Origin of the sequence: Aromatoleum diolicum, from assembly GCF_012910955.1 — a bacterium.
GTDB classification, from domain to species: Bacteria; Pseudomonadota; Gammaproteobacteria; order Burkholderiales; family Rhodocyclaceae; genus Aromatoleum; species Aromatoleum diolicum.
Genome location: NZ_WTVQ01000047.1, coordinates 1 through 21,115 on the forward strand (window position 1 = coordinate 1; position 21,115 = coordinate 21,115).

The 21,115-nt window shown below is 65.2% G+C and carries 17 protein-coding genes; 5 read left to right on the plus strand and 12 right to left on the minus strand.

Annotated elements, in window-relative coordinates; translation table 11 throughout:
* Positions 1–167 precede the first annotated feature (167 nt).
* From GPA25_RS19900 to GPA25_RS19915, 4 genes are all read left to right on the plus strand, one after another.
* Positions 168–380 carry a nuclear transport factor 2 family protein gene (locus tag GPA25_RS19900; protein ID WP_343035018.1) on the plus strand — a complete coding sequence of 71 codons (213 nt, stop codon included), beginning with the start codon at positions 168–170 and terminating at the stop codon, positions 378–380.
* 364 nt (positions 381–744) lie between these two features.
* Positions 745–1,545, plus strand: coding sequence for a hypothetical protein (locus tag GPA25_RS19905; RefSeq protein ID WP_211163242.1), 801 nt, complete (start codon positions 745–747; stop codon positions 1,543–1,545).
* Entirely contained in the window at positions 1,542–2,771 is a 1,230-nt protein-coding gene (locus GPA25_RS19910; protein ID WP_246265916.1) for an Eco57I restriction-modification methylase domain-containing protein, read from the plus strand. The genes GPA25_RS19905 and GPA25_RS19910 overlap by 4 nt, the downstream gene beginning before the upstream one ends.
* Before the next feature lie 161 nt (positions 2,772–2,932).
* Positions 2,933–5,524, plus strand: a complete 2,592-nt coding sequence (locus tag GPA25_RS19915; RefSeq protein WP_169262151.1) for an AAA family ATPase — start codon at positions 2,933–2,935, stop codon at positions 5,522–5,524.
* Positions 5,525–5,851: 327 nt separating this feature from the next.
* Here the strand turns inward: GPA25_RS19915 and GPA25_RS19920 are convergent, their stop codons facing one another.
* From GPA25_RS19920 to GPA25_RS19960, 9 genes are read right to left on the minus strand one after another with little or no spacing between them, the layout of a single operon-like run.
* Positions 5,852–6,640, minus strand: a complete 789-nt coding sequence (locus tag GPA25_RS19920; protein WP_169262152.1) for an SDR family NAD(P)-dependent oxidoreductase — start codon at positions 6,638–6,640, stop codon at positions 5,852–5,854.
* Between the two features lie 19 nt (positions 6,641–6,659).
* On the minus strand, positions 6,660–7,811 hold the full coding sequence (locus tag GPA25_RS19925; RefSeq protein ID WP_169262153.1) for an acyl-CoA dehydrogenase family protein: 1,152 nt from the start codon (positions 7,809–7,811) through the stop codon (positions 6,660–6,662).
* A gap of 1 nt (position 7,812) precedes the next feature.
* Entirely contained in the window at positions 7,813–9,006 is a 1,194-nt protein-coding gene (locus GPA25_RS19930; RefSeq protein WP_169262154.1) for an acyl-CoA dehydrogenase family protein, read from the minus strand.
* 20 nt (positions 9,007–9,026) lie between these two features.
* A complete protein-coding gene (locus GPA25_RS19935) occupies positions 9,027–10,196 on the minus strand; it encodes an acyl-CoA dehydrogenase family protein (RefSeq protein ID WP_169262155.1) in 1,170 nt (389 codons plus the stop codon).
* 21 nt (positions 10,197–10,217) lie between these two features.
* Positions 10,218–11,396 (minus strand): lipid-transfer protein, encoded by a 1,179-nt coding sequence (locus GPA25_RS19940; RefSeq protein ID WP_169262156.1) that lies wholly within the window; start codon positions 11,394–11,396, stop codon positions 10,218–10,220.
* Positions 11,397–11,413: 17 nt separating this feature from the next.
* Complete coding sequence (locus GPA25_RS19945) at positions 11,414–11,833, minus strand: MaoC family dehydratase (RefSeq protein ID WP_169262157.1); 420 nt, start codon at positions 11,831–11,833, stop codon at positions 11,414–11,416.
* Positions 11,805–12,938 (minus strand): acyl-CoA dehydrogenase family protein, encoded by a 1,134-nt coding sequence (locus tag GPA25_RS19950; RefSeq protein ID WP_169262158.1) that lies wholly within the window; start codon positions 12,936–12,938, stop codon positions 11,805–11,807. The genes GPA25_RS19945 and GPA25_RS19950 overlap by 29 nt, the downstream gene beginning before the upstream one ends.
* 13 nt (positions 12,939–12,951) lie before the next feature.
* Positions 12,952–13,929 (minus strand): bifunctional MaoC family dehydratase N-terminal/OB-fold nucleic acid binding domain-containing protein, encoded by a 978-nt coding sequence (locus GPA25_RS19955; protein WP_246265923.1) that lies wholly within the window; start codon positions 13,927–13,929, stop codon positions 12,952–12,954.
* Positions 13,930–13,965: 36 nt separating this feature from the next.
* The gene (locus tag GPA25_RS19960) at positions 13,966–14,748 is read right to left on the minus strand and encodes an SDR family oxidoreductase (protein ID WP_169262159.1); all 783 of its coding nucleotides are present in this window, start codon (positions 14,746–14,748) and stop codon (positions 13,966–13,968) included.
* Positions 14,749–14,900: 152 nt separating this feature from the next.
* On the opposite strand from GPA25_RS19960, the gene GPA25_RS19965 reads away from it, so the two are divergent.
* Entirely contained in the window at positions 14,901–15,686 is a 786-nt protein-coding gene (locus GPA25_RS19965) for an enoyl-CoA hydratase (protein WP_169262160.1), read from the plus strand.
* Positions 15,687–15,699: 13 nt separating this feature from the next.
* On the opposite strand, the gene GPA25_RS19970 is transcribed toward GPA25_RS19965, so the two are convergent.
* The 3 genes from GPA25_RS19970 to GPA25_RS19980 all read right to left on the minus strand — a co-directional run bounded on the left by GPA25_RS19970 (position 15,700) and on the right by GPA25_RS19980 (position 21,110).
* On the minus strand, positions 15,700–17,280 hold the full coding sequence (locus GPA25_RS19970; RefSeq protein WP_169262161.1) for a FadD3 family acyl-CoA ligase: 1,581 nt from the start codon (positions 17,278–17,280) through the stop codon (positions 15,700–15,702).
* Positions 17,281–17,284: 4 nt separating this feature from the next.
* Positions 17,285–19,000: an FAD-binding protein gene (locus GPA25_RS19975; RefSeq protein WP_169262162.1), complete on the minus strand. Its 1,716-nt coding sequence runs from the start codon at positions 18,998–19,000 to the stop codon at positions 17,285–17,287.
* 139 nt (positions 19,001–19,139) lie between these two features.
* Entirely contained in the window at positions 19,140–21,110 is a 1,971-nt protein-coding gene (locus GPA25_RS19980; protein WP_169262163.1) for a (Fe-S)-binding protein, read from the minus strand.
* Positions 21,111–21,115: the final 5 nt, after the last annotated feature.

Consider the following 21,115-nt stretch of genomic DNA (forward strand, 5'->3'; position numbering starts at 1 on the left):
CAGATGTGTAGAAGAGACAGGCCCTGTTCCGCCACGCCCGCCTGAAGACCGCCCACGACACCGAACTCGACCACACCGGCCTGCTCGCCCTGTGGCAACGCTGCCTCATCCTCTACCCCTGCGGCACCCCCCGCACCCGCCACCAGATCACCAACCCCATCCTCGACATCGACGAAGCCGCCGGCACCGCCACCGCCCGCTCCTGCTACACCGTCGTCCAGGCCACCGACGGATTCCCCCCGCAGATCATCGCCACCGGCCGCTACCACGACCGCTTCGCCCGCATCGACGGCGAATGGCATTTCACGTGGCGCGATTACACGCTGCTCGACTTCACCGGCGATCTGAGCCGGCATCTGAAGGTGACGGTGCGGAGATAGGTGGAGCTTCGGTTCGGGCGGGGGTGGTCCGATCGGTGCGGTAGCGGCGGCAGCGGTCCGCTCATCGGCCAATGCCGCCCTTGGGCCTCTGGCCAGCCTCGGGCAGCAATGCGTCGGTCACCTGCCGCTCACCTGCTCGCGGCGGTCAACGACCGCTTGTCACTTCAGGCTACAGCCGGATCCGACGTGGATCGGATGGTCAGGCATGAGCTGACAGTCAGGCGTAGGGTGCAGCCCCGACTCCAGTGCTCCGATCATCATATTTGATTTAGATTGCCCGCACACTGCGAGTCGGGGGCCTTCGGTAGCCCGTCGTACGCTGTTGCATATCACCCGATTAGGCTGGCTCAGAAGCATTGCGCATATGCGACTAAGACAGGAAAATGCTCCGTCTCTTCCTTTCTTCTGGGTAATCATGACCGTCACGGCCGATGAAATCCTGAACACCCTTGCGGCGCAGCTCCGACGCGGCCTAGAACAAGGGTTCATCACGCTCGTAACGTACGGGAGGGGACAAGCACGACGCGAGTCAACGGAGAACGAGGAAATCATAGGTAATTCCTTGAGGGCCTTTGCCGCAGGGCATCCGTGGTTTCAAGAGGACTTGACGTTTTCTGTGGCAACTAACGGGGCTTGGTACGACTTCCTGGTCGAATCTCCGGATGGCAGAGTCTGGATGCCGATCAACCTGAAGGTGTCCAACCTTCAGGGTGATGACAACGTGGCGTCTAAGGCTGGGCTGTTCTATGCCATGACTGGGCTGCGTCCAACAAACTCGGCTATCCGCAACTGGGATGTGTTTTGCGAGAATCTGGCTACCCATCTTCGGCGCGAGAATTGCGCGAGCGATTACTACTTTCTGGTCGTCGAAAAAAGTGCGGCCGGCGTTGGGCGGGTATTCTGGACTAGCTTACTGCACCTCAGGTCCGTGACCCCGAACGGAAGTAATCCGCCGTTTCAGGCTTGCTGGAGACAGAATATAGAACGGTCTGATCGGGCGCGGTCCGAGGCAGTCGACTACCTATTAAACGTTGTTGGTCAGACTTTTGTGCTGAGAGCAAAAGCTCTGCAATCTTTCAAAAACCATATCGTACCCAAGCTGAGTACTGAGCTACGTACTGAGTGGATCGGCGATGGCCCTCTGGTTGAGGGAGAGTCGGCTTGAAGCGCAATTTGGATATAGACAGACTTGGCCAAGTCTTTACTCCAACGCAGGTTGTCGAACTGATGTTGGCCTTGCGGAAGCGACGCGGCCGTGTGCTGGAGCCCAGCTGCGGTGATGGCGCCTTTGCACGGCATTTGCGTGGTTGCGTGGCGATCGAACTGGACTCGCGTGTTGCGCCCAACTATGCGCTCAACTTGGACTTCTTCGCTTACCCCCTTTCCGAGCGGTTTAGCACGGTTATCGGTAATCCGCCTTACGTGAAGTATCAAGATATTGGTGCCGAGACAAAGCGATTGCTTGATGGGACGCTCTTTGATGGCCGTTCCAATTTGGCACTGTTCTTCATCGAAAAGGCTGTGCGGCATTTGCGGCCGGAGGGAGAACTGATCTTTATTGTGCCGCGCGATTTCATCAAGCTTACCGCAGCCCGAAAGCTCAACCAGTGGCTGTTTGAGCAAGGGACGATCACGCACTGGATTGAAACGGGGGACACACGGCTGTTCGAGGGTGCTGTCCCCAATTGTGCGATCTTTCGGTACCAGCTTGGTAACTTTAGTCGAAAGACAGAGTACCGTGAATGGTCTGGATCATGGGAAACGCGCGAGTTCGTAGCGATGGATGGGCAGCTCACGTTTCCTAAGCAGCAGCTAAGCGTTCCGCTCGCGAGCCTGTTTGACGTCAAGGTTGGAGCTGTTTCTGGAGCTGACCATGTATTTGAGCACCCTGAAGGCAACCGTGAATTCGTCTGTTCGAAGACCATCGACACTAGCGGAACTCGGCGGATGCTCTACAACATCAAGCATCCCGCACTGACTCCGCACAAAGGCCTGCTTCTACAACGTCGAGTCAAAACATTCGATGAAACTAACTGGTGGATGTGGGGCCGTGCTTTCCATGATGCGCCCGGCTGCCCACGTATCTATGTGAATGGGCGAACACGCCGGTCAGCGCCATTCTTTACGCATGAGTGCGAGGCCTATGATGGGTCCATTCTTGCTCTCTTCCCCAAGATCGTAGGGATGGACATGAAGCGAGCGGTCGAGCTGCTAAACAAGTCCGTGCCTTGGGCTGATCTTGGGTTTGTTGTGGATGGACGATTCGTGTTCAGTCAGCGCAGTCTTCAGACCGTAATGCTTCCGGATGTTTTTAATGAGCTTCGAAGGCCACGGGAAGTGAAGACTTCACAGATTCAGTCGACGCCCGGACGACGTCGAAAAATTGCCTAGCGCTTCAGGTAGGTGGACGTCAGGGCGGGCTTCACGACCCCACCCTGTCGATGATTGGTGCATGTTTTATTCGTCAGCTCTCGGGGTCAGCACACGTTCGGTTTTGCGAACGGCCGCACCGGCTATACAATCCGGCAGTCATATCCCATGGGCGTCGAACGATGGAAATGAAGGCGGGAGTAGGAACTACGAAAGACGTTTTCGCGGAATGGTTCTCAGACAGGCCGAAATGGATGCAAACTGCGGCCGCCAGGCTGGCCACCTCAAGACAGATGCCGCCCCCCGAAGCTATCCGCGCTTTGGCCGACCTCAGCGTTGCCGAGGCCAACGGTGTCGATGCGGTTTTCGAAACCATGCCCCACGGGTTGTTCGGGACAGCAGTCGGGGCGGACGCTTTCAAGCTCCGGAAGCTGGACAAGGTGGTCGGCGTCAACGCCATACGTGAAAACGCCTGCCTTGATTTCGGTTCCGCCGATCTGTCGGTGGTCTTCGGAATGAACGGTTCCGGCAAATCCGGATACGCCAGGCTTCTGAAACACGCCTGCGGAGCCCGTCACAAATCTGACCTGCTTCCCAACGTGTTCAACGCCGCCAAAACGGGCCCTTCCTGCGAGGTGACGGTGGAAAGCGGCGCCGATTCGAATACCTTCGAGTGGAAAGCCGAACCGGATGGCCTCGCGCCGCTCAGGTCCATCCACGTCTTCGACACTACGGCCGCCGCGTCGTACGTCGATTCTAAAAACCTGGCTTCTTACGAACCGCGGCGGATGCGCTTCCTTTCGTCGCTCATCCTGATATGTGACGCGGTAGCCGAGGAGCTGGCCAACCGAAAGACGGCGCTGCCGAAGTCTTTTCCGGCTGTTCCGATGGAACATACGCTGACGGCTGCGGCTACCTTTGTGTCCCAACTCCGCGACACAACCAAGCCCGAGGCGCTCGAAGCCGCCTGCGCCTGGAGCGCGGAAAATCTCGAGGCGCGCCAGGACATTGAAAAGGCCCTGAAGCAGCACGACGTAGCTGCTCGGAGTAAACAGCTGGACCTCGACAAGCGGAGGCTCGCCCTTTTCGTCGCTTCGTACGACGTCCTCAAGCTCGCGGCCTCGGACGAGGAAACCTCCAAGCTACTCAAGTCGAAACGGGAAGCGGCTTCCAAGCGGAAAGCGGCGTCGGAAGACGCTGCCAAGGTTTTCGCCGGTTCCGCTCTCGACGGGATCGGCAACGCGTCTTGGCGTCTGATGTGGGACGAGGCCCGGAAGTATTCCGAAGCCGCTGCCTATCCCGGCAAAGACTTCCCGGCCATTGGCGAAGGCGACCGCTGCGTACTCTGCCATCAACCTCTGAACGACGAGGCGAAGAACCGACTCTCCGGTTTCGAAACTTTCGTCAAAGGCGGACTCGAAGCGTCGGCCGCCAAAGCCGAAAGGGATTACGCTGACGCCGTTGTCGGCCTCCCGTCCCTTCCCGAGCGGGCGAAGTGGAAATTGGACACCGATTTCTTGAAGGTCGAGCCGGCAGCCGGCGAAGCACTGTATGACGCCGTATCGGCAAGGCTGGCGGCCATTCCGAAAGCCGAAGCCGCCGAGACGCTTCCTCCCGTTGATTGGACTGCGGTCGATGCTGCGATAGCCGCGGCGAGCGGTGCGCAGAGCAAGGAAGCCGCCACCCTGGAGGAACTCGCGAAGGACGGGAAAAAGGCGGAGCTCGAAAAACAGCTCAAGGAACTCAAGGCCCGCGAGTGGCTTTCGCAGCAGAAAGCGGCTGCGGAGAAGGAGATCTGCCGCCTCGCCGCGGTCAGGCGTTTGGAAAAGGCCGAGGCGCTGGCCAAGACAAACGCACTGACGACGAAAAAGAATGAACTCGCCAGAGACGAGCTCGAGGCCGGGTACCAGGAGCGCTTCCTCGCCGAACTCCGCGCTCTCGGCGGAACGCGGTTGAAAGTCGAACCCGTCGCCGTTCCGGAAGGCAAAGGTAAGATCAGCTTCAAGATCAATATAAGGGGCGCGGTTCTCAAGGCGTCCGCAGGTTCCGTACTGAGCGAAGGCGAAAGCCGCATCGTTGCCCTCGCGGCGTTTCTCGCGGACATCACGGGATCCGGCCAACCGACTCCGTTCGTATTCGACGACCCGGTTTCCTCCCTCGACCAAGAATTCGAAGAACGGGTGGTGGAACGGCTCGTGGAACTGGCGAAAACCCGCCAAGTCGTGGTGTTCACCCACAGGCTTTCGCTTCTGGCCCTGGTTGAGGACGCGATCGATGCCCGCAAACGGGCGGCGACGACCGTGCCGGTGCTATCCGTCATCACGCTCCGGAGCTTCGGCGGCTCTACGGGCCGGGTGGACGAATTGGACGTCCGCCACAAGAAGCCAAAATCGGGTTTCATCGCGATACGCGACCACAAGCTCCCGAAAATCCGAGCACACGAGAAGGCAGGAAACGCCTCGGAATACGACTCCGCGTTGAAAACCGCGTGCGGGGATTTCCGCATCCTCACCGAGCGTTCGATCGAAAAGGTGATCTTGGACGGACTCATGGAAAGGTTCCGTCGGTCGATACAGACGAAGCAGTTGAAATCCCTCACCAAGATCAATGCGAACGACTGTGCCCTAGTTGACTCGATGATGACCAAGTATTCGAAATTCGAGCACTCCCAGCCCGACGAACTCGCCGGCGTCCTCCCCACTCCGGACGAACTCGCTGCCGACTTGGATAGGGTAATCGCCTGGATCGACGAATTCGAGAAGCGGGCTGCTTAGGGGCGCTTTTTCGGCAATGACATAGGGAGAAGTGCCGCCCTTTCCGTTCCGCCTCCGAGTTTCGGCGAAATCCGAATAGTCGCGCATGCATCCAGCATCATGTAGATCCGGTTTTAAAGTTCGAGTTCATCGCTCGGGTACGCGGTCAGTGACAGCCCTCAGCCACTGAACGGCTGGTCACCGGCCCATTGCCGCCCGATTAGAAGCGCGCCGCCAATGGCAGCTGTGGCCGGCCCGCAGACCTTGGCATCCCGAGCTCGCCCCGCCACCGTCTTGCCGAAGGAGCCGACGTAGACGACCGGGGCATCCACCCGGCGGCTGTTTCCCTCAACCTCGCGAGTCAGGCGCCCACGACACCCCGTTGATGTGCGAACCGCCATCCACGAACAAGGTATTCCCGGTCATGTACGACGATGCATCGCTCGCAAGAAAACTCGCGACGGTGCCGATGTCCTGCTCGGGTTCGCCCATGCGGCCCATGGGGTTCTGCCGCAGCATCAGTGCGGCATTTTCCGGCGCCATCGCGGCAAAGCGCTCGTAGGCGGGGGTGCGCGCGCCGGGACAGATGACGTTCACGGTGATGCCGTGTTGCGCCCATTCGCGCGCCGCCGACCGGCTGAGGCAGCGCAGGGCTTCCTTGCTGACGTTGTAGTCGGCGGAAAACAGGTGCGCATTGACGCCGTTCAGCGAGCACAGGTTGATGATGCGGCCCCAGTTCTGCCGCTGCATATGCGGGAAGGCGCGCTGCATCGCCGCGAGCGGCGCATAGAAGCTGCCCTGCAGCGAGCGCGCGAAGTCCGCCGGCGACTTTGCCTCCAGGGGCGCGGGGCGGTTGCCGAGGTAGGCGTTGTTCACGAGCACATGGACGGTGCCGAAACGCTCGACGACGGTATCGACCAGGCTGTCCATGCTCGGGCTGTCGGAGATGTCGCAGGGGATGGCTTCCGCGCGGTCCCCGCGCGAGCGGATCGCCGCGACCGTTTCCGCAGCGGTTTCGACGTTGATGTCCGACACGACCACGAGGGCGCCGTCCGCCGCGAATCGCAGCGCGATGCCCCGGCCGATGCCCTGCCCCGCCCCGGTGACGATGGCGATCTTGCCTTCCAGCGCTTTCATTGCTGTCCTCGTCCGCCGTTCACGCGGGCAACTCGGTTAATGCGGCGTAGCGCTGGCAGTGGAAATCGCCGTCGCCGAGACAGGCCTGCGCGACCCGGATGCGCTTGAGGAACAGCCCGACGTCGAGCTCGTCGGTGACGCCGATGCCGCCGTGCATCTGGACCGCTTCGTTCGAGACGTGCGCTGCGGTTTCGCCGGCTTTCCACTTCGCAAGACTTGCGAGTCGGCCGCAGGTGGTCGCGTCGGACGCAGGGTCGTCGAACGCGGCGAGCGCTGCCATCACGGCGCTGCGCGCGAGGCACAGGTCGGTGTAGCAGCGCGCGGCACGGTGCTGCAGCGCCTGGAAGGAACCGATGGGGGCGTCGAACTGGACGCGCGTCTTGAGGTAATCGAGCGTGGTCGCGAAAAGTTGTTCGGCGGCGCCCAGCATCTCGGCAGCGAGGCATGCGCGGCCGCGGTCGAGCGCCTGGTCCAGCATCCCGAAGCCTTGCCCTTCCGCGCCGAGCAGTGCCGACGCGGGCACGAGCACGGAATCCAGGCGCAAGCGCGCGTGATTGCGCGAATCGATCAGCGATTGCGGCGACATGGATAAGCCGGCAGTGCCGGCCGAGACCAGGAACAGGCTCACGCCTTCGCGATCGCCGGCCTGCCCTTCCGTTCGCGCAGCAAGGAGCCACGCATCGGCACCGATGCCATCGACAACGAAGACCTTGCTGCCGTCAAGCCGGTAGCCGCTGCCCTCGCGCCGTGCCGACAAGGTGGTTGCGAGCGGATCGTGGCGCGGGCCTTCGTCGAGGGCGAGCGCGACGCGCTTGTCACCGGCGATCAGCGCCGGCAGCCACGCCGTCTGCTGTTCCGGCGTGCCGGCGAGTTGCAGCAATGCACCGCTGACGACAACCGAGAACATCGGCGACGCGCACAGCGTGCGTCCCATCTCCTCGAACACCGCGCCGAGCGCCTTGTAGCCGAATTCCAGCCCCCCGACCGCTTCCGGAAAAGGGATGCCGGTCCAGCCGAGGTCGACGATCTCGCGCCACAGGGCGGGATCGAAACCATTGGTGGCGCGTTCGTCGCGCAAGCGGCGCTGTGCTGCCACCGGACTCTTGGCGGCGAGGAATTCGCGCGCCGTGTCCGCCAGCATGCGCTGCTCTTCGGAATAGATCAGACTCATGTCATTTACCTTCGGGTAGGCCGAGCACGCGCTTGGCGATCACGTTGAGCTGGATTTCCGACGCGCCGCCAGCGATCGTCTGCGTGAAACTCATCAGCCACGCGCGCGTCAGCGCGAGTTCGCCGGCGCTGAATTCGTCGCCTTCCCAGCCGAGCGCGCGGTGACCGAGCGCATCGAGCAGGATTTCGAACTTGTCGCGCTCCTGCTCGGTATGCACGAGCTTCATGATCGCCATCAGCCCGGACACATCCATCCCCGCCCTCGCCTCCTCGCCCATGCGCTGCACGGTCAGGCTGTAGGCGTGCTCGTCCATCGCGCAGGCGGTGGCGCGGGCGCGCAGCGCGATGTCGGCGGGCGAGCGGCTACCGGCCGGGACGTATTCGGGCAGCAGTTCGAGGAGGTCGAAGTGCGTCGGCAGGCTGAACTCGCCGAACTTCGACATCGCCTTGCGCTCGTGCTGCAGCAGACTCTTCGCCAGCGTCCAGCCGCCGTTGAGCGGGCCGATGAGCTGCCCCTTGGGCACGCTTACGCCGTCGAAGAACACCTGGCAGAACGAGGATTTGCCGCTGATCAGGTCGATCGGCGCGACGCTCACGCCGGGCGAACGCATGTCGAGCGCGATCAGGCTGATGCCCTTCTGCTTCTGCACGGTGGCGTCGGTGCGCACCAGCGCGTACATCCAGTCGGACTTGTCGCCGTACGAGGTCCAGATCTTGGTGCCGTCGACGATGAAGTGGTCGCCGGCGTCGCGCGCCGTGGTCTTCAGGCTGGCGAGATCCGACCCGGCGTTGGGCTCCGAAAACCCCTGGCACCAGCGCATCTCGCCGCGCGCCATCGGCGTCAGGAGGGCGCGCTTCTGCTCTTCGCTGCCGAACTCGAGGATCACCGGACCGAGCATCCAGATGCCGAGGTTGATCTGTGGCGGGCGGCACTTCAGCCGCCGCATCTCGGCCTCGAGCACCGCGTGTTCTTCGGGCGACAGCCCGCCGCCGCCGTATTCCGTCGGCCAGTCGGGGCAGAACCAGCCCTTGTCGCGCATGCGCTCGAACCACAGGCGCTGGTCTTCCGACTTGAATTCGACTTCGCGTCCGCCCCACACCAGCTCGCCGTCGGGCATCGCCCCGCGCATCGAGGCAGGACAGTTCGCTTCCAGCCAGGCCCGCGTTTCCTTCCGGAAATCGTCGATTCCGCTCATTGCCGCATCCTCATGTGTGCTCAGCGGACCGTCTTCGGCATGCCGAGTCCGAATTGCGCGATCAGCTCGCGCTGGATTTCATTGGTGCCGCCACCGAAGGTCAGCGTGACGGACGCGCGCACCTCGTATTCCAGTTCCCCCAGCAACTGCGCCGCGGCGGATCCCGCACGCACCAGGCCGCTCGCGCCGACGATCTCGGAGAGCTTGCGCAGGATCTCGATCGCCGATTCCGATCCATACACCTTGGTCGTCGATGCCAGCGCGACGTCCATGCGCCCGTGCTCCAGGTCGGCCGCGATGCGGAAGTTGATCAGCCGCATCGCCTCCAGCCGCGCGTAGCATTCGGCCAGCAGCGCGCGCACCCACGGGAGGTCGGCGGGGCGGCGTCCGTTCTCCTCGGCGCTCCTCGCCCACAGATACACGCGGCGGAAGAGCCCGGCCACCTTGTCGGACCACGAGCCGAGACCCAGGCGTTCGTGGTTGAGCTGCGCGGTGATCAGCTTCCAGCCGCCGTGTAGTTCGCCCACCAGCATGTCCGCAGGTACACGCACATTATCGTAATAGGTCGCGGCTGTCGGATTGCTGCAGGTCGGGATCACGGTATGTGAAAAACCGGCGAGCGTCGTGTCGAGGATCAGGATCGACACGCCCTTGTGGCGCGGCCTTTCGGGGTCGGTGCGGGCGGCCAGCCAGATGAAGTCGGCCGCCTCAGCCCCCGAGGTCCACAGCTTGTTGCCATTGACGATGAAATGATCGCCTTCCGGGCGGGCCGTGGTCTTCAGGGCGGCAAGATCGCTGCCGGCGCCGGGTTCGGAATAGCCGATCGCGAACAGGATCTCGCCCGCGGCGATGCCGGGCAGGAACTTCGCCTTCTGCGCCGCGCTGCCGTGGGCCATCAGCGCCGGTCCGACGGTGCTGATGGTGACGAAGGGCAGCGGCGCGCCGGCGATGTTGGCTTCTTCGAAGAAGATCAGCTGCTCCGTGGCGGCATAGCCCTGTCCGCCGTGCTCCTTGGGCCAGCCGACCGCAAGCCAGCCATCGCGGCCCATCTTGCGGACGATGTTGCGGTAGTCCTCGCCGCCCTCCTTGCCGCGCAGGCTCGCGCGCAGCTCGGGCGTCATCAGGTCCTGGAAGTAGTCGCGCACCCTGCGGCGCAGGGCGTGCTGTTCTGGCGTGAGATCGACGAACATGGTTTGTCTCCTGCCGGCCGCTCAGGCGGTGCCGAGGATGAGGCCGCTGGTCGGCACGCCAGTGCCGGCCGTGACGAGCACGTTCTCGACGTCGGCGACCTGGTTCGCCGCCGTGCCGCGCACCTGGCGGACCGCTTCGGCCACGCCGTTCATGCCGTGGATGTAGGCCTCGCCGAGCTGGCCGCCGTGCGGGTTGATCGGCAGCTTGCCGCCGCGGGCGTGATGGCCGGCGCGGATGAAATCCTTGGCTTCGCCGCGTTTGGCGAAACCGAACTCCTCCAGCTGCGGCAGCACGAAGGGCGTGAAGTGGTCGTAGATCACCGCGGTCTGGAAGTCGTCGGGACCGAGGCCGGACTGGGCGTACAGTTCCTTCGCGACGACGCCCATCTCGGGCAGGCCGGTGATGTCCTCGCGGTAGAACGAGGTCATGCTCTGCTGGCCGTCGCTGATGCCCTGGGCTCCGGCCTTGATGATCACGGGTTTCTGCCGCAGGTCGCGCGCGCGCTCGGCCGAGGTGATGACCATCGCGACCGCGCCGTCGGACTCCTGGCAGCAGTCGAGCAGATGCAGCGGTTCGGCGATCCAGCGCGAGGCCTGGTGGTCGGCGAGCGTGATCGGCTTGCCGTAGAAGAAGGCGGCGGGGTTGGTGGCGGCGAAGTCGCGCACGCCGACCGCGACGCGGCCGAAGTCCTCGGACGTCGCGCCGTAGGTGTGCATGTAGCGCTGCGCGAACATGCCGACCCACGCTGCCGGCGTGTGCAGCCCGTGCGGCATGTACCAGCCGTAATTTACGTTCTCGAAGATCGGCGTGTCACCGAACCCGTAGGTGCCGGTGCCGAAGCGATACCACGAGCGCTCGTTCATCGCGCGATACACGACGACGACTTTCGCGACGCCGGTCGCCACCGCCATCGCCGCGTGCATCACCGGCGCGCAGGCCGCGCCGCCGCCGTGCGGAATCTGCGAGAAGAACTTGACGTTCTTGCAGCCGAGCAGGCGCGCCACCTCGTATTCGGGCACCTTGTCCATCGTGTAACTGCTGAAGCCTTCGACTTCGGACGGGTCGATGCCGGCATCGGCGAGGGCGGACAGGGTCGCTTCCATCGCCAGGCGCAGCTCGGTGCGCCCGGAGTTCTTGGAGAATTCGGTCGCGCCGAGTCCGACGATGGCGGCGCGGCCGGAAAGGGTCTGGTTGGTCATGTGCATGCGCTCCGCGTTCAGGGCAGCACCAGCGCGACCGTGCCGGTCACGTGGTTCCCCATCGAGTTCTTGCCCTTCAGCGTGATTTCGACGCTGCGCTTGTCGGCATCGCAGGCGCTCACCTCGCCGCTGAAGGTCATCGTGTCGCCGGGATAGTTCGGAGCACCGAGCTTGATCTTCAGCGCACCGAAGCGCGCACCGGGTCCGGCCCAGCCTTCGGCGTAGCGCTGCACGAGGCCACTGGTCGTGAGGATGTTCATGAAGATGTGCGGTGCGCCGAGTGCACGCGCGGCCTCGGCATCGTGATGCCCGGCGAAGTAGTCGCGCGTCGCGATCGCCCCACCGGCGATCAGCGGGACGGTGATGGGAATCGCCAGTTCCGGCAGCGCTTCGCCGGGGCGCACGTCTTCAAAGCGTCTGGTTTTCTTCGAGGTCATATTTCCATCCCAGCTTGTCGTTGTTCGCGAGCCAGTCGCCGAGGCGCTCGAGCGTCGCGGCGGCTCCACCGAGGGTGATACCCAGCGCGCGGCTCCAGTAGAGGTAGCGATGAATCGGATAGGTCAGGTCGACGCCGATGCCGCCATGCACGTGTTGCGCCTTGTGCCCGACGATGTGTCCCGTCTCGCACGCGAGGTATTTCGTCGCCAGCGCCTCGGGACGCGCGGGCAAGCCGGCGTCGAGGCGGTAGCACAGCTGCCACAGCGCCGAGCGCAATGCTTCGACGGCAATGTGCGCGTCGGCCATGCTCATCTGCACGGCCTGGAAGCTGCCGATCGTGCGATCGAACTGGACGCGCTCCGAGACGTAGGCCACGGTGCGCCGGATCTGCTCGCTGCTTACGCCGAGCTGCAGGGCGGCGAGGGCCGCAATGGCACGCGTCTCCAGCCATTCGCAGGCCTGTTCGGGCAGCACCGCGCCCGCCGCAACGGTCACGCCATCCAGGATCAGGTCTGCGACCGCCTCGCCGTGCGTGAACACCCCTGCGATCTTTTCGATGCCGTTCGCGCGCAGGTCGATCAGGACCAGACGTGTGCCGTCGGGCGTGTTCGCCAGCAACAGCGCCTGGCACACATCCGCCCCCAGCGGGACGGCGGCGACCTTGCCGGCAAGCCGCCAGCCACCCTCGGTGCGTCGGGCGTCGAGCGTCACCCCTGCCGGCCCTGCCACGGCATCGAGCGAGAGCGTCAGCAGCATGCGGCTGTCGGCTGCGGCGCGGACGACGTCGGCGCACGCGTCCCCGCCGAATCGCGCCAGCGTCGCGGCCGCGAGCTGATGCCGCCACAGCGGCACCTGGCCGAGCGCACGCCCCTGCGCTTCGAGCACCAGCATCAGTTCGGTCATCCCCAGCCCGCTGCCGCCGGATTCCTCGGGAATCGCGAGCGCATGCAGTCCGGTTTCGACGCACTTGCCCCACAAGTCCTGCATGAAGGGCTTGCCTGCGCCGTCGAAGGCGCGCAGGCACTCGTCGGTACAGTGGTCCGCGAACAGGCTGCCTGCCATTTCGGCGATGGCGCGCTGATCGTCGCTGAATTCGAAATCCATGAGACCCGCTCCCTTACGGTGCCACCGGCCGGAACAGGGGCAGCGTGAGTTCGCCGTCGTCGAAGGACTGGAACTCGACCTGCACACGCTGACCGATCATGATTTCGTTGCGCTTGACGCCGACCAGGCCGGCGACGAGGCGCACGCCCTCGTCCAGTTCGATCAGGCCGACCGGGTTGGGGTGGTCGAAGGGCGGCACTTCGGGGTAGTGCATCACCACGAAGGAATGGATGCTCCCCGCCCCGGTCGCTTCGACGGTGTCCCAGTCGAAGGAATGGCACTTGGTGCACACCGGGCCGGGGGGATGGCGCAAGGTGCCGCAGCACTTGCAGCGCTGGATCAGGAGCTTACCGGCCGCCGCGCCTTCCCAGAAGAAGCGCGTATCGTCGCTGACGCCCGGCTTGGGGCGCTTGATCTTCTGCACCGCTTCGGCCTTCGGTGCCTCGGCAGCGGCCTGGACATTGGCAGGGCGGAACTTGAAGACGCGGAACAGCAGTTCGCCCACCTTCTCGTCGCCGGTCGGTTTATCCGAGAAGAAGCTCATCACCAGGGTCACGAAGTAGCCCGTGCCGAGCGCCGTGGTCTTCTCCTCGCCAACGGCGTCGAGCCGCGTCGTGTAGTACAGCCGCTCGCCGACCTTCACGTAGCGCTCGAAGCTGAGGTCCGAATTCACCGCGACGACCGACTTGAAGCCGTGCGACTCCAGGAGTCGCAGCACCTCGTAGGGGTTCTCCTTGGTCGAGCCCGGCGGATAGTTGTTCGGGTGCAGTCCTTCCAGGCACCACGCCTGCAGCATCGCCGGCGGCGACACGATCGCGCCGTGCTCGGTGGTCGCGGCATACGCGGCATCGGTGTAGAGCGGGTTGTCGACACCCATCATCTCGCACCACTGGCGGATCATCGGCGCATTCACTTCGTCCCACGCGTAGACGCGACCGTATTCGCGCCCCACCATCGCACGCACTTCGGACATCCAATCCTGTTCGGCCAATTTCGTCTCCTGCCTGGTTTCGATTGTTCGGTTGGCTCAGCCCTGGGCCGCGCCTGCGGCGAGAAAGGCCGGGCGCTCCCCGCCGCCGTGCAGCAGCAGGTTGCAGCCGCTCGCATACGCCGCGAGCGGTGAAGCGATAAAGACGCAGGCGTTGCCGATTTCCTCGGGCCTCGCCAGGCGTCCTGCCGGTATGGTCGCGCCGACCGCGGCAACGCCGGCCTCGTCGCCGTAATGCAGGTGCGACTGCTCGGTATGCACGAGCCCGGGGCTCACCGCGACGACCCGCACCTTCGGCGCCCACTCGACCGCAAGCGACTGCGCAAGCGCCAGCACCCCGGCCTTCGCGGCGCCGTAGGCGGCCGTGCCGGGGGAGGCACGCAATGCGCTGATGCTGCCGATGAAGACGATCACCCCGCCCTCGTCCTGCTCCTGCATCATCGCGTTCGCGAGTTGGGCCGCATTGAGTGGCGCGATCAGGTTGAGGCGGAGGATCCCTTCGTGAAAACGCGGCGATGCGCTGGCCGCCAGTGCGAAAGGCGCGCCGCCCGCGTTATTCACGAGCACGTCCAGACGGCCGTAGCGAGCCCGGATTTCCGCGAAGAGCGCCTGCAGCGACTCGATGTCGCGCAGATCGGCGGCTATGAACTCCGCCCACCGATCCCCGACCGCCGGCATGGTCTCCGGCGCGTTGCGGCCGCACACGACGACGCGCGCGCCCGCCTCGAGAAAACTGCGCGTGATCCCCAGACCCACGCCCTTGGCGCCGCCCGTGACCAGGACCACCTTTCCCTCGTAATCGAGGCTTGCCTGAATGCCCACCGCAATCTCCTGATTTCTGCCCTGATTGCGATTTAAGCAAGCCGTGAGAAGCCTTACATGGTCTGAACGGACGATGAGGCGGGCTCGAGCGAAACAAATAATCCGCAGCACGCTCCGCCGAATCCGGCACGAGCGCCCTGCGCGAGAACGCCATGTCCCATGAATGCAGCCCGCCCGTCCTGCTCGAGCGCCCCGAAACCGGCATCGCCGTCCTGCGGCTCAACCGCCCGACGGCAACCAATGCACTGAGCCTGGAATTGCAGGCATTGCTGTCACGCCACTTCATCGCACTCGCGGACGACCCGGACGTGCGCTGCATCGTCCTCACCGGCGGCGAGAAGGTTTTCGCGGCGGGCGGCGACATCAACAGCATGGCCGGCGTCGGCCCCATCGACATCTACCGCCGCCACACCGAACGCGTCTGGGCGCCGATCCAGCACTGCCCGAAGCCGGTGATCGCGGCCGTGTGCGGATACGCCTACGGCGGCGGGTGCGAGCTTGCGATGCTGGCCGACATCATCGTCGCCGGCGAAGGCGCGCGATTCAGCCAGCCCGAGATCCGCATCGGCATCATGCCCGGCATCGGCGGCACGCAAAGACTAGTGCGCGCCGTCGGCAAGGCCAAGGCGATGCGCATGGCGCTGACCGGACAGCCGATCAGCGCGCACGAGGCCTGGGTCGCGGGACTGGTTAGCGACGTGGTGCCGGACGACCGCGTGATCCCGACGGCGCTGGAACTCGCCCGTAGCATCGCCGCGATGCCGCCGCTGGCCGCCGAGCAGATCAAGGAAGTGATCCTCGCCGGGCTCGACGCGCCGCTCGACACCGCCCTCGCGCTCGAACGCAAGGCCAACGCCCTGCTGTTCGCCTCGCGCGACCAGAAGGAAGGCATGCAGGCCTTCATCGAGAAGCGTCCCCCGAAGTTCGAGGGACGCTGACCGGGCCGGGCGCTCAGGCGATGGCCAGTACCCGCAGTTCGTTCTTCATCACCTTGTTCGACGCATTGACCGGCAGCGCGCCGAAGAAGCGCACGAAGCGCGGCACCTTGTAGTTCGCCATGTGTTCGCGTGACCACGCGATCAGGCCCGGCTCGTCGAGCTCGTGGCCCGCCTTGAGGACCACGCAGGCGCAGCCCACCTCTCCCATGCGCTCGTCGGGAATGCCGATCACCGCCACCTGCGCGATGGACGGGTGCTGCGTGAGGGCCGCCTCGATCTCCGCCGGATAGCAGTTGAAGCCGCCGACGATGAACATGTCCTTGAGCCGGTCGGTGATGCGCAGGTAGCCGCGACCGTCGAGGGTGCCCACGTCGCCCGTGTGCAGCCAGCCTTCGGCGTCGATCGTCTCGGCGGTCGCGCCGGGATCCTCGAAGTAGCCTTTCATGACGTGGAAGCCACGCAGGCAGATTTCACCTGCCTCGCCCGCCGGCAAGGGCAGGTTCTCCGCGTCGACGATGCGCACTTCGGTGCCGGGAATCACACGACCGCTCGTGCCGGCGACGGTCTCGGCGTCATCGGAGGGATCGCAGATCGTCGCCAGCCCGCCGCACTCGGTCAGCCCGTAGGCCGTCGTGACCACCGCGAAACCGAGCTCGTGGCGCATGCGCTTGATCAGGATCGGCGGGATCGTCGCCGCGCCCGTGACCGCGATGCGCAGGCTGCCCAGGTCGGTTTCGGCGAGCCGCGGATGCGCGAGCATCGACAGATACAGCGTCGGCGGCCCCGGCAACACCGTGATCCGGTCGGCCTCGATACGCCGGAAGACCTCTTCCGCGTCGAACACCGGGTGCGGCAGGATCGTCGCCCCGCCGATCAGGCAGGTCAGCCACCCGGCCTTGTAGCCGAAGGCGTGGAAGAAGGGATTGACGACGAGGTAGCGGTCTCCGGGCATGAGCGCGATCACCCGCGCGTATTCGCCGAACGCGCGCACGCATTGGCCGTGCGCGCTCATCACTCCCTTCGGCTTTCCGGTCGTGCCGGAGGTGAACATCAGGTCGGACAAGTCGTCGGGCGCAACCGCCTCGGCCCGGGCGCGCGCGGTGGCCTCCGGTACTTCGGCACCGCCGGCGATGAAGACATCCCAATCGCAGTCGACACCTCCGGGCGAGGCGCCACCGGGGAGCACGACGACGCGCTCCAGCGTCGCCGGGCGCAAGGGCGCCAGCATCGCCGGATAATCCACGCCGAGGAATGTCCCGACCACGAAGAGGACCCGCGCACGGCTGCGGCCGATGACGTCGGCAGCCTCGGCGCCCTTCATCCGCGTGTTGATCGGCACCATCACGGCGCCCGCACAATGCGCCCCCAATGCCGCCAGGATCCACTCGTGCCGGTTCGGCGCCCAGATCGCGACGCGGTCGCCGGGCATGACGCCGTGCGCGATCAGCGCCCGGCTTACCGCGAGCACCCGCGCCGGCAAATCCGCGTAGTCGATGCAAACGGCACCGTCCTCGATCGCCGTCCGCCCCGCATGGCGTCGCGCCGCCGCGAACAGGAGTGCCGGAATCGTGCTTGCGCCCACTTCGGTCGTCATCGCTTCAACCTCGCTTGGCGGCCGCGATATGCATCGCAGCGACGTAGCCGAAGGTCATCGCGGGGCCGATCGTCGCCCCCGCGCCCGGATAGCCCGTGCCCATGACGGCGGACGAGCAGTTGCCCACGGCGTACAGTCCCGCGACCGGCGTGCCGTCGTCGCGCACCACCTGGGCATGCTCGTTGGTCAGCAGGCCGCCCTTGGTGCCGATGTCTCCGGCGTCGAGCCGCATGGCGTAGTACGGCCCCTTCGTGAGCGGTGCGAGGCAGGGATTCGGCTTGACGTTGGTATCGCCGTAGTAGCGGTCGAATGCATTGCCGCCGCGGGCGAACTCCGCATCCACGCCGGTGCGCGCATAGTCGTTCATGCGCAGCACCGTCTCTTCGAGCCCCTTCGCATCGACGCCGATCTGTGCGGCCAGCCCGCCCAGCGTGTCCGACTTCCAATAGACCGAATTGAGCCATTCCTTCCTCAGGCGGCTGTCGGGCATGATCTGCGACGGCATCAGCGGGCCCATCGCGTAATTGAAGCGGAAGTTCGCATCGAACACGACCCACGCGGGGATCGATTTCGCGCCGCTCCTTTCCTGGTCCTGGTACATCGCGTCGACGAACTCGAGGTAGGGCGCGGCCTCGTTTACGAAGCGCCGGCCCAGGCCGTTGACGACGATCGCCCCCGGAAACGCGCGCTCGGCAAACACGCCGCGCGGTTTTTCCTCCTTCGGCACGCGGATCGTCGGCGCCCACCACGCGCGATCGAGCAAGCCGGTGGCCGCACCGATCTTCATCCCCGCCTCGAGCGCCGCGCCGGTGTTGTTTCCCGGCGGCGTCGCGCTCCAGCCGGCCACCGTCGGCTTGGGCAGGTATTTGTCGCGCAGCGCCTGGCTTTGCTCGAAGCCGCCGGATGCAAAGACCACCCCCCGGCGCGCCTCGAGCACCATTTCCCGGCCTTCCCGCTGCACGCGGACACCGCGCGCGCGATCCCCATCCATGACCAGGTCGCGGAATTCGGTCTTCAGCCACAGCGGCACCTTGCGATCCTGCAGCGAACGGCGCAGCGATGCGATCAGGGCCGTGCCGAGGGCGGCACGCCGGTCGAATTTCGACTTGCGGCGCCACGCGAGGTCCAGCTTGAAGCGCAGCATCAGCCCCAGCACCATCAGTCGCCACCCGAATTCACGCGACATCGCCTTGTGCGCCTGTCGCGCCGTCCAGGCGATCCTGCCCATAAGCAGGTTCGAGGGCGCGCCCTGGCGCAACGCGGCGAGATCGGTGCCGAGCACGCTGGTGTCGAAAAGCTCCGGGTCCAGCGTGCGCCCGCCGGGCAGCGAACCGGGCAGGTGCTGGTAGTAGTCGGGGTACTTCTCCGCCACTGCGTAACGCACACGGCTCCTGCTTTCGAGATATTTGATCATCTTCGGCGCATTGTCGAGATAGGCGCGCAGGCGCACCTCCTCCACGCAGCCGCCCGTCGCCGCCCTGAGATACTGGAGGGCCTTGTCGTAGCTGTCCTGGCCACCCTTCGCGGCGAAATGGTGGTTGTTGGGAATCCAGATCCCGCCGCCCGAGATCGACGAGGTGCCGCCGTACTTGTCGCTCTTTTCCACGACCAGCACCGAAAGCCCCTGATCGGCCGCCACCACCGCGGAAGCCATCGCTCCCGCGCCCGAGCCCACGACGATGACGTCGAACGCGGTCTGCTCCTGAACATCTTTCGCCACGCTTTCACCTCCGGAATGATCGTTTGAGGTGCGCACGGGGGAAATTCCTGTCGCATCGTCGTGTGCACCGAGTGTGACGAAATGATCCCGGTGAGCGGCCCGGGAATCATCGTCAATGCGGACTATGGAAGCGGCTTGTTTAGGTCCGCGGGCGTGGCAGCGCATCCGCCACCAGCTCCGCGATGTCGAACACGCGCCGCTCGTCGCCATGCTTCGACGCGCTCGAAGTCAGCATCAGCAGACAGAACGAACACGAGGTCGCGACCTTGGCGGCGCCGGTGTCGACGGCTTCCTGCATGCGCACGTCGTTGATGCGTGCGGTGCCGCCCTTCCCGCCCCAGTAGTTGCCGCCGCCCGCGCCGCAGCAGAAGCTGTCCTTGCGGTTGCGCGGCATCTCGATCAGTTGTCCGACGGCGGCGAGCGCGCGGCGGGGTTCGGTGACGATGTCGTTGTGGCGGGCGAGATAGCACGGGTCGTGGAAGGTGATCTTCTCGGCCTCGTCCCGCACGACGCGCAGGCGTCCCTCGGCGATGAGGGTGTCGATCAGCACGGAATGCGGGATGGTCTGCCAGTCGGCGCCGAGTTCGGGGTAGTAGCGGTCGAAGCTGTTGAAGCAGTGCGCGCACATCGTAATGACCTTCTGGATCTTCCTTTCGCGGAAGTCCTCGATGTTGGCCTGCGCCATCTCCACGAACTGCATCTCGTTGCCAGCCATCTTCGCCGGGTCGCCAGTGCAGCGCGCTTCTTCCAGGATGCCGTAGGAGACCCCCGCGCTGTCGAGGATGCGGACCATCGCACGGGCGACTTCCTGCGCGCGTGGCTCGTAGACGACCGAGCAGCCGACCCAGAGCAGATACTCGGTCTTGCCGGCCTCGAAGAACGGCACCTCCAGCCCCTTGCGCCAGTCGTCCGCGCTCGCCGCGGTGCCCACGAAGGGGTGGCCACGCGATTCGAGGTTGCGATTCGCCATCGCCAGGGTATCCGGCATCTCCGAGCGGTCCATGACGAAGTGGCGGCGGAACTCCAGGATCGCCCCAGCCGGGCTGTTGCTCGCCGGGCACTCCTCGACGCAGGCCGCGCAGGTGGTGCAATCGAACACCGCCTCGAGGCCGATCTCGTCGATCAGTCCGGCGTCGTCGACACGTCCGTTGTCGAGCCAGGTCGCGCAGGTCGTCATGACCTTCTTCGGCGACAGCGCCTTGCCCGTCTGCGCCGCCGGGCACACCTCCTGGCAGCGGCCGCACCACAGGCAGGCGGAGAAATCGAGCAGGTTCTTGCGGCTCAGATCCGCGAGGCGAGCGGCGCCGAAAGTCAGCTCCGCGTCGTCCTCGGGTTCGGCGTCAAAATCGATCGGCGCGAGGTTGATGCCCGGCCGCGGATGCGCGAGCGCTGCATTCGCCGGCGCAAGAAGCATGTGCGACAAGGGGGTGCGCGCGATCAGTCCGATGAAGCCTACGCCCAGCACTGCGTGGAACCACCAGCCAAGATGTGCACCCAGACCCGGCGCGGCAAGGTCCATGTTCCGCAGGGGAACGGCGAGCACCGTACCGAGGAACTCGCCCCGGCTTGCGACCTCGGGCATCGCCAGGCGCAGAGCCTCCGCCAGGAAGCCCGCGGCGATGGTCACCAGGAACAGCACCTCCATCGCGACGAAGCCGCTGCGCCGCCCGCCCGCGTCGAGACGTTGGAGCCCGATCACGCGCCGAGCGAGGAAGAAGGCGACGCCCACGAACATCAGGATGCCGGCGAACTCGCGGCCGAGTTCCATCACCAGGAACCCGAAGCGCCCCTCGTACACCGGCACGCCGATGAAGCTCAGGACGAAGGCCGCATGCCCGAAGATGGCGACGAGCGCCCCGCCGAACATCAACCCGTGGGCCAGCCCGGCGACCGGGCGCTTCTTCACGCGCGACGTGAGCAGTCCGCGCGAGACGAAGGCCTTCAGGTTCAATTGCCCGCGCCACCCGCCGACCGGCGCAGCGGCGGACGTCTGCGCCTTGCCCGCGCCGATCAGCGCGACACGGCGCCGCAGGCCGAGGAACACGCTGGAGAGCGCCGCGGCGATCAGGAGCGCGACGAAGACGTAATCGATGGCGGAAATCACGGACATGGCGA

Bases quoted from the DNA above. Each gene is read 5' to 3' on its own strand.
- GPA25_RS19950 (WP_169262158.1), bottom strand. From the start codon at position 12,938: ATGGATTTCGAATTCAGCGACGATCAGCGCGCCATCGCCGAAATGGCA.
- GPA25_RS19920 (WP_169262152.1), bottom strand. From the start codon at position 6,640: ATGAAAGCGCTGGAAGGCAAGATCGCCATCGTCACCGGGGCGGGGCAG.
- GPA25_RS19965 (WP_169262160.1), top strand. From the start codon at position 14,901: ATGTCCCATGAATGCAGCCCGCCCGTCCTGCTCGAGCGCCCCGAAACC.
- GPA25_RS19970 (WP_169262161.1), bottom strand. From the start codon at position 17,280: ATGACGACCGAAGTGGGCGCAAGCACGATTCCGGCACTCCTGTTCGCG.
- GPA25_RS19905 (WP_211163242.1), top strand. From the start codon at position 745: ATGCGACTAAGACAGGAAAATGCTCCGTCTCTTCCTTTCTTCTGGGTA.
- GPA25_RS19980 (WP_169262163.1), bottom strand. From the start codon at position 21,110: ATGTCCGTGATTTCCGCCATCGATTACGTCTTCGTCGCGCTCCTGATC.
- GPA25_RS19915 (WP_169262151.1), top strand. From the start codon at position 2,933: ATGGAAATGAAGGCGGGAGTAGGAACTACGAAAGACGTTTTCGCGGAA.
- GPA25_RS19925 (WP_169262153.1), bottom strand. From the start codon at position 7,811: ATGAGTCTGATCTATTCCGAAGAGCAGCGCATGCTGGCGGACACGGCG.
- GPA25_RS19940 (WP_169262156.1), bottom strand. From the start codon at position 11,396: ATGACCAACCAGACCCTTTCCGGCCGCGCCGCCATCGTCGGACTCGGC.
- GPA25_RS19935 (WP_169262155.1), bottom strand. From the start codon at position 10,196: ATGTTCGTCGATCTCACGCCAGAACAGCACGCCCTGCGCCGCAGGGTG.
- GPA25_RS19945 (WP_169262157.1), bottom strand. From the start codon at position 11,833: ATGACCTCGAAGAAAACCAGACGCTTTGAAGACGTGCGCCCCGGCGAA.
- GPA25_RS19930 (WP_169262154.1), bottom strand. From the start codon at position 9,006: ATGAGCGGAATCGACGATTTCCGGAAGGAAACGCGGGCCTGGCTGGAA.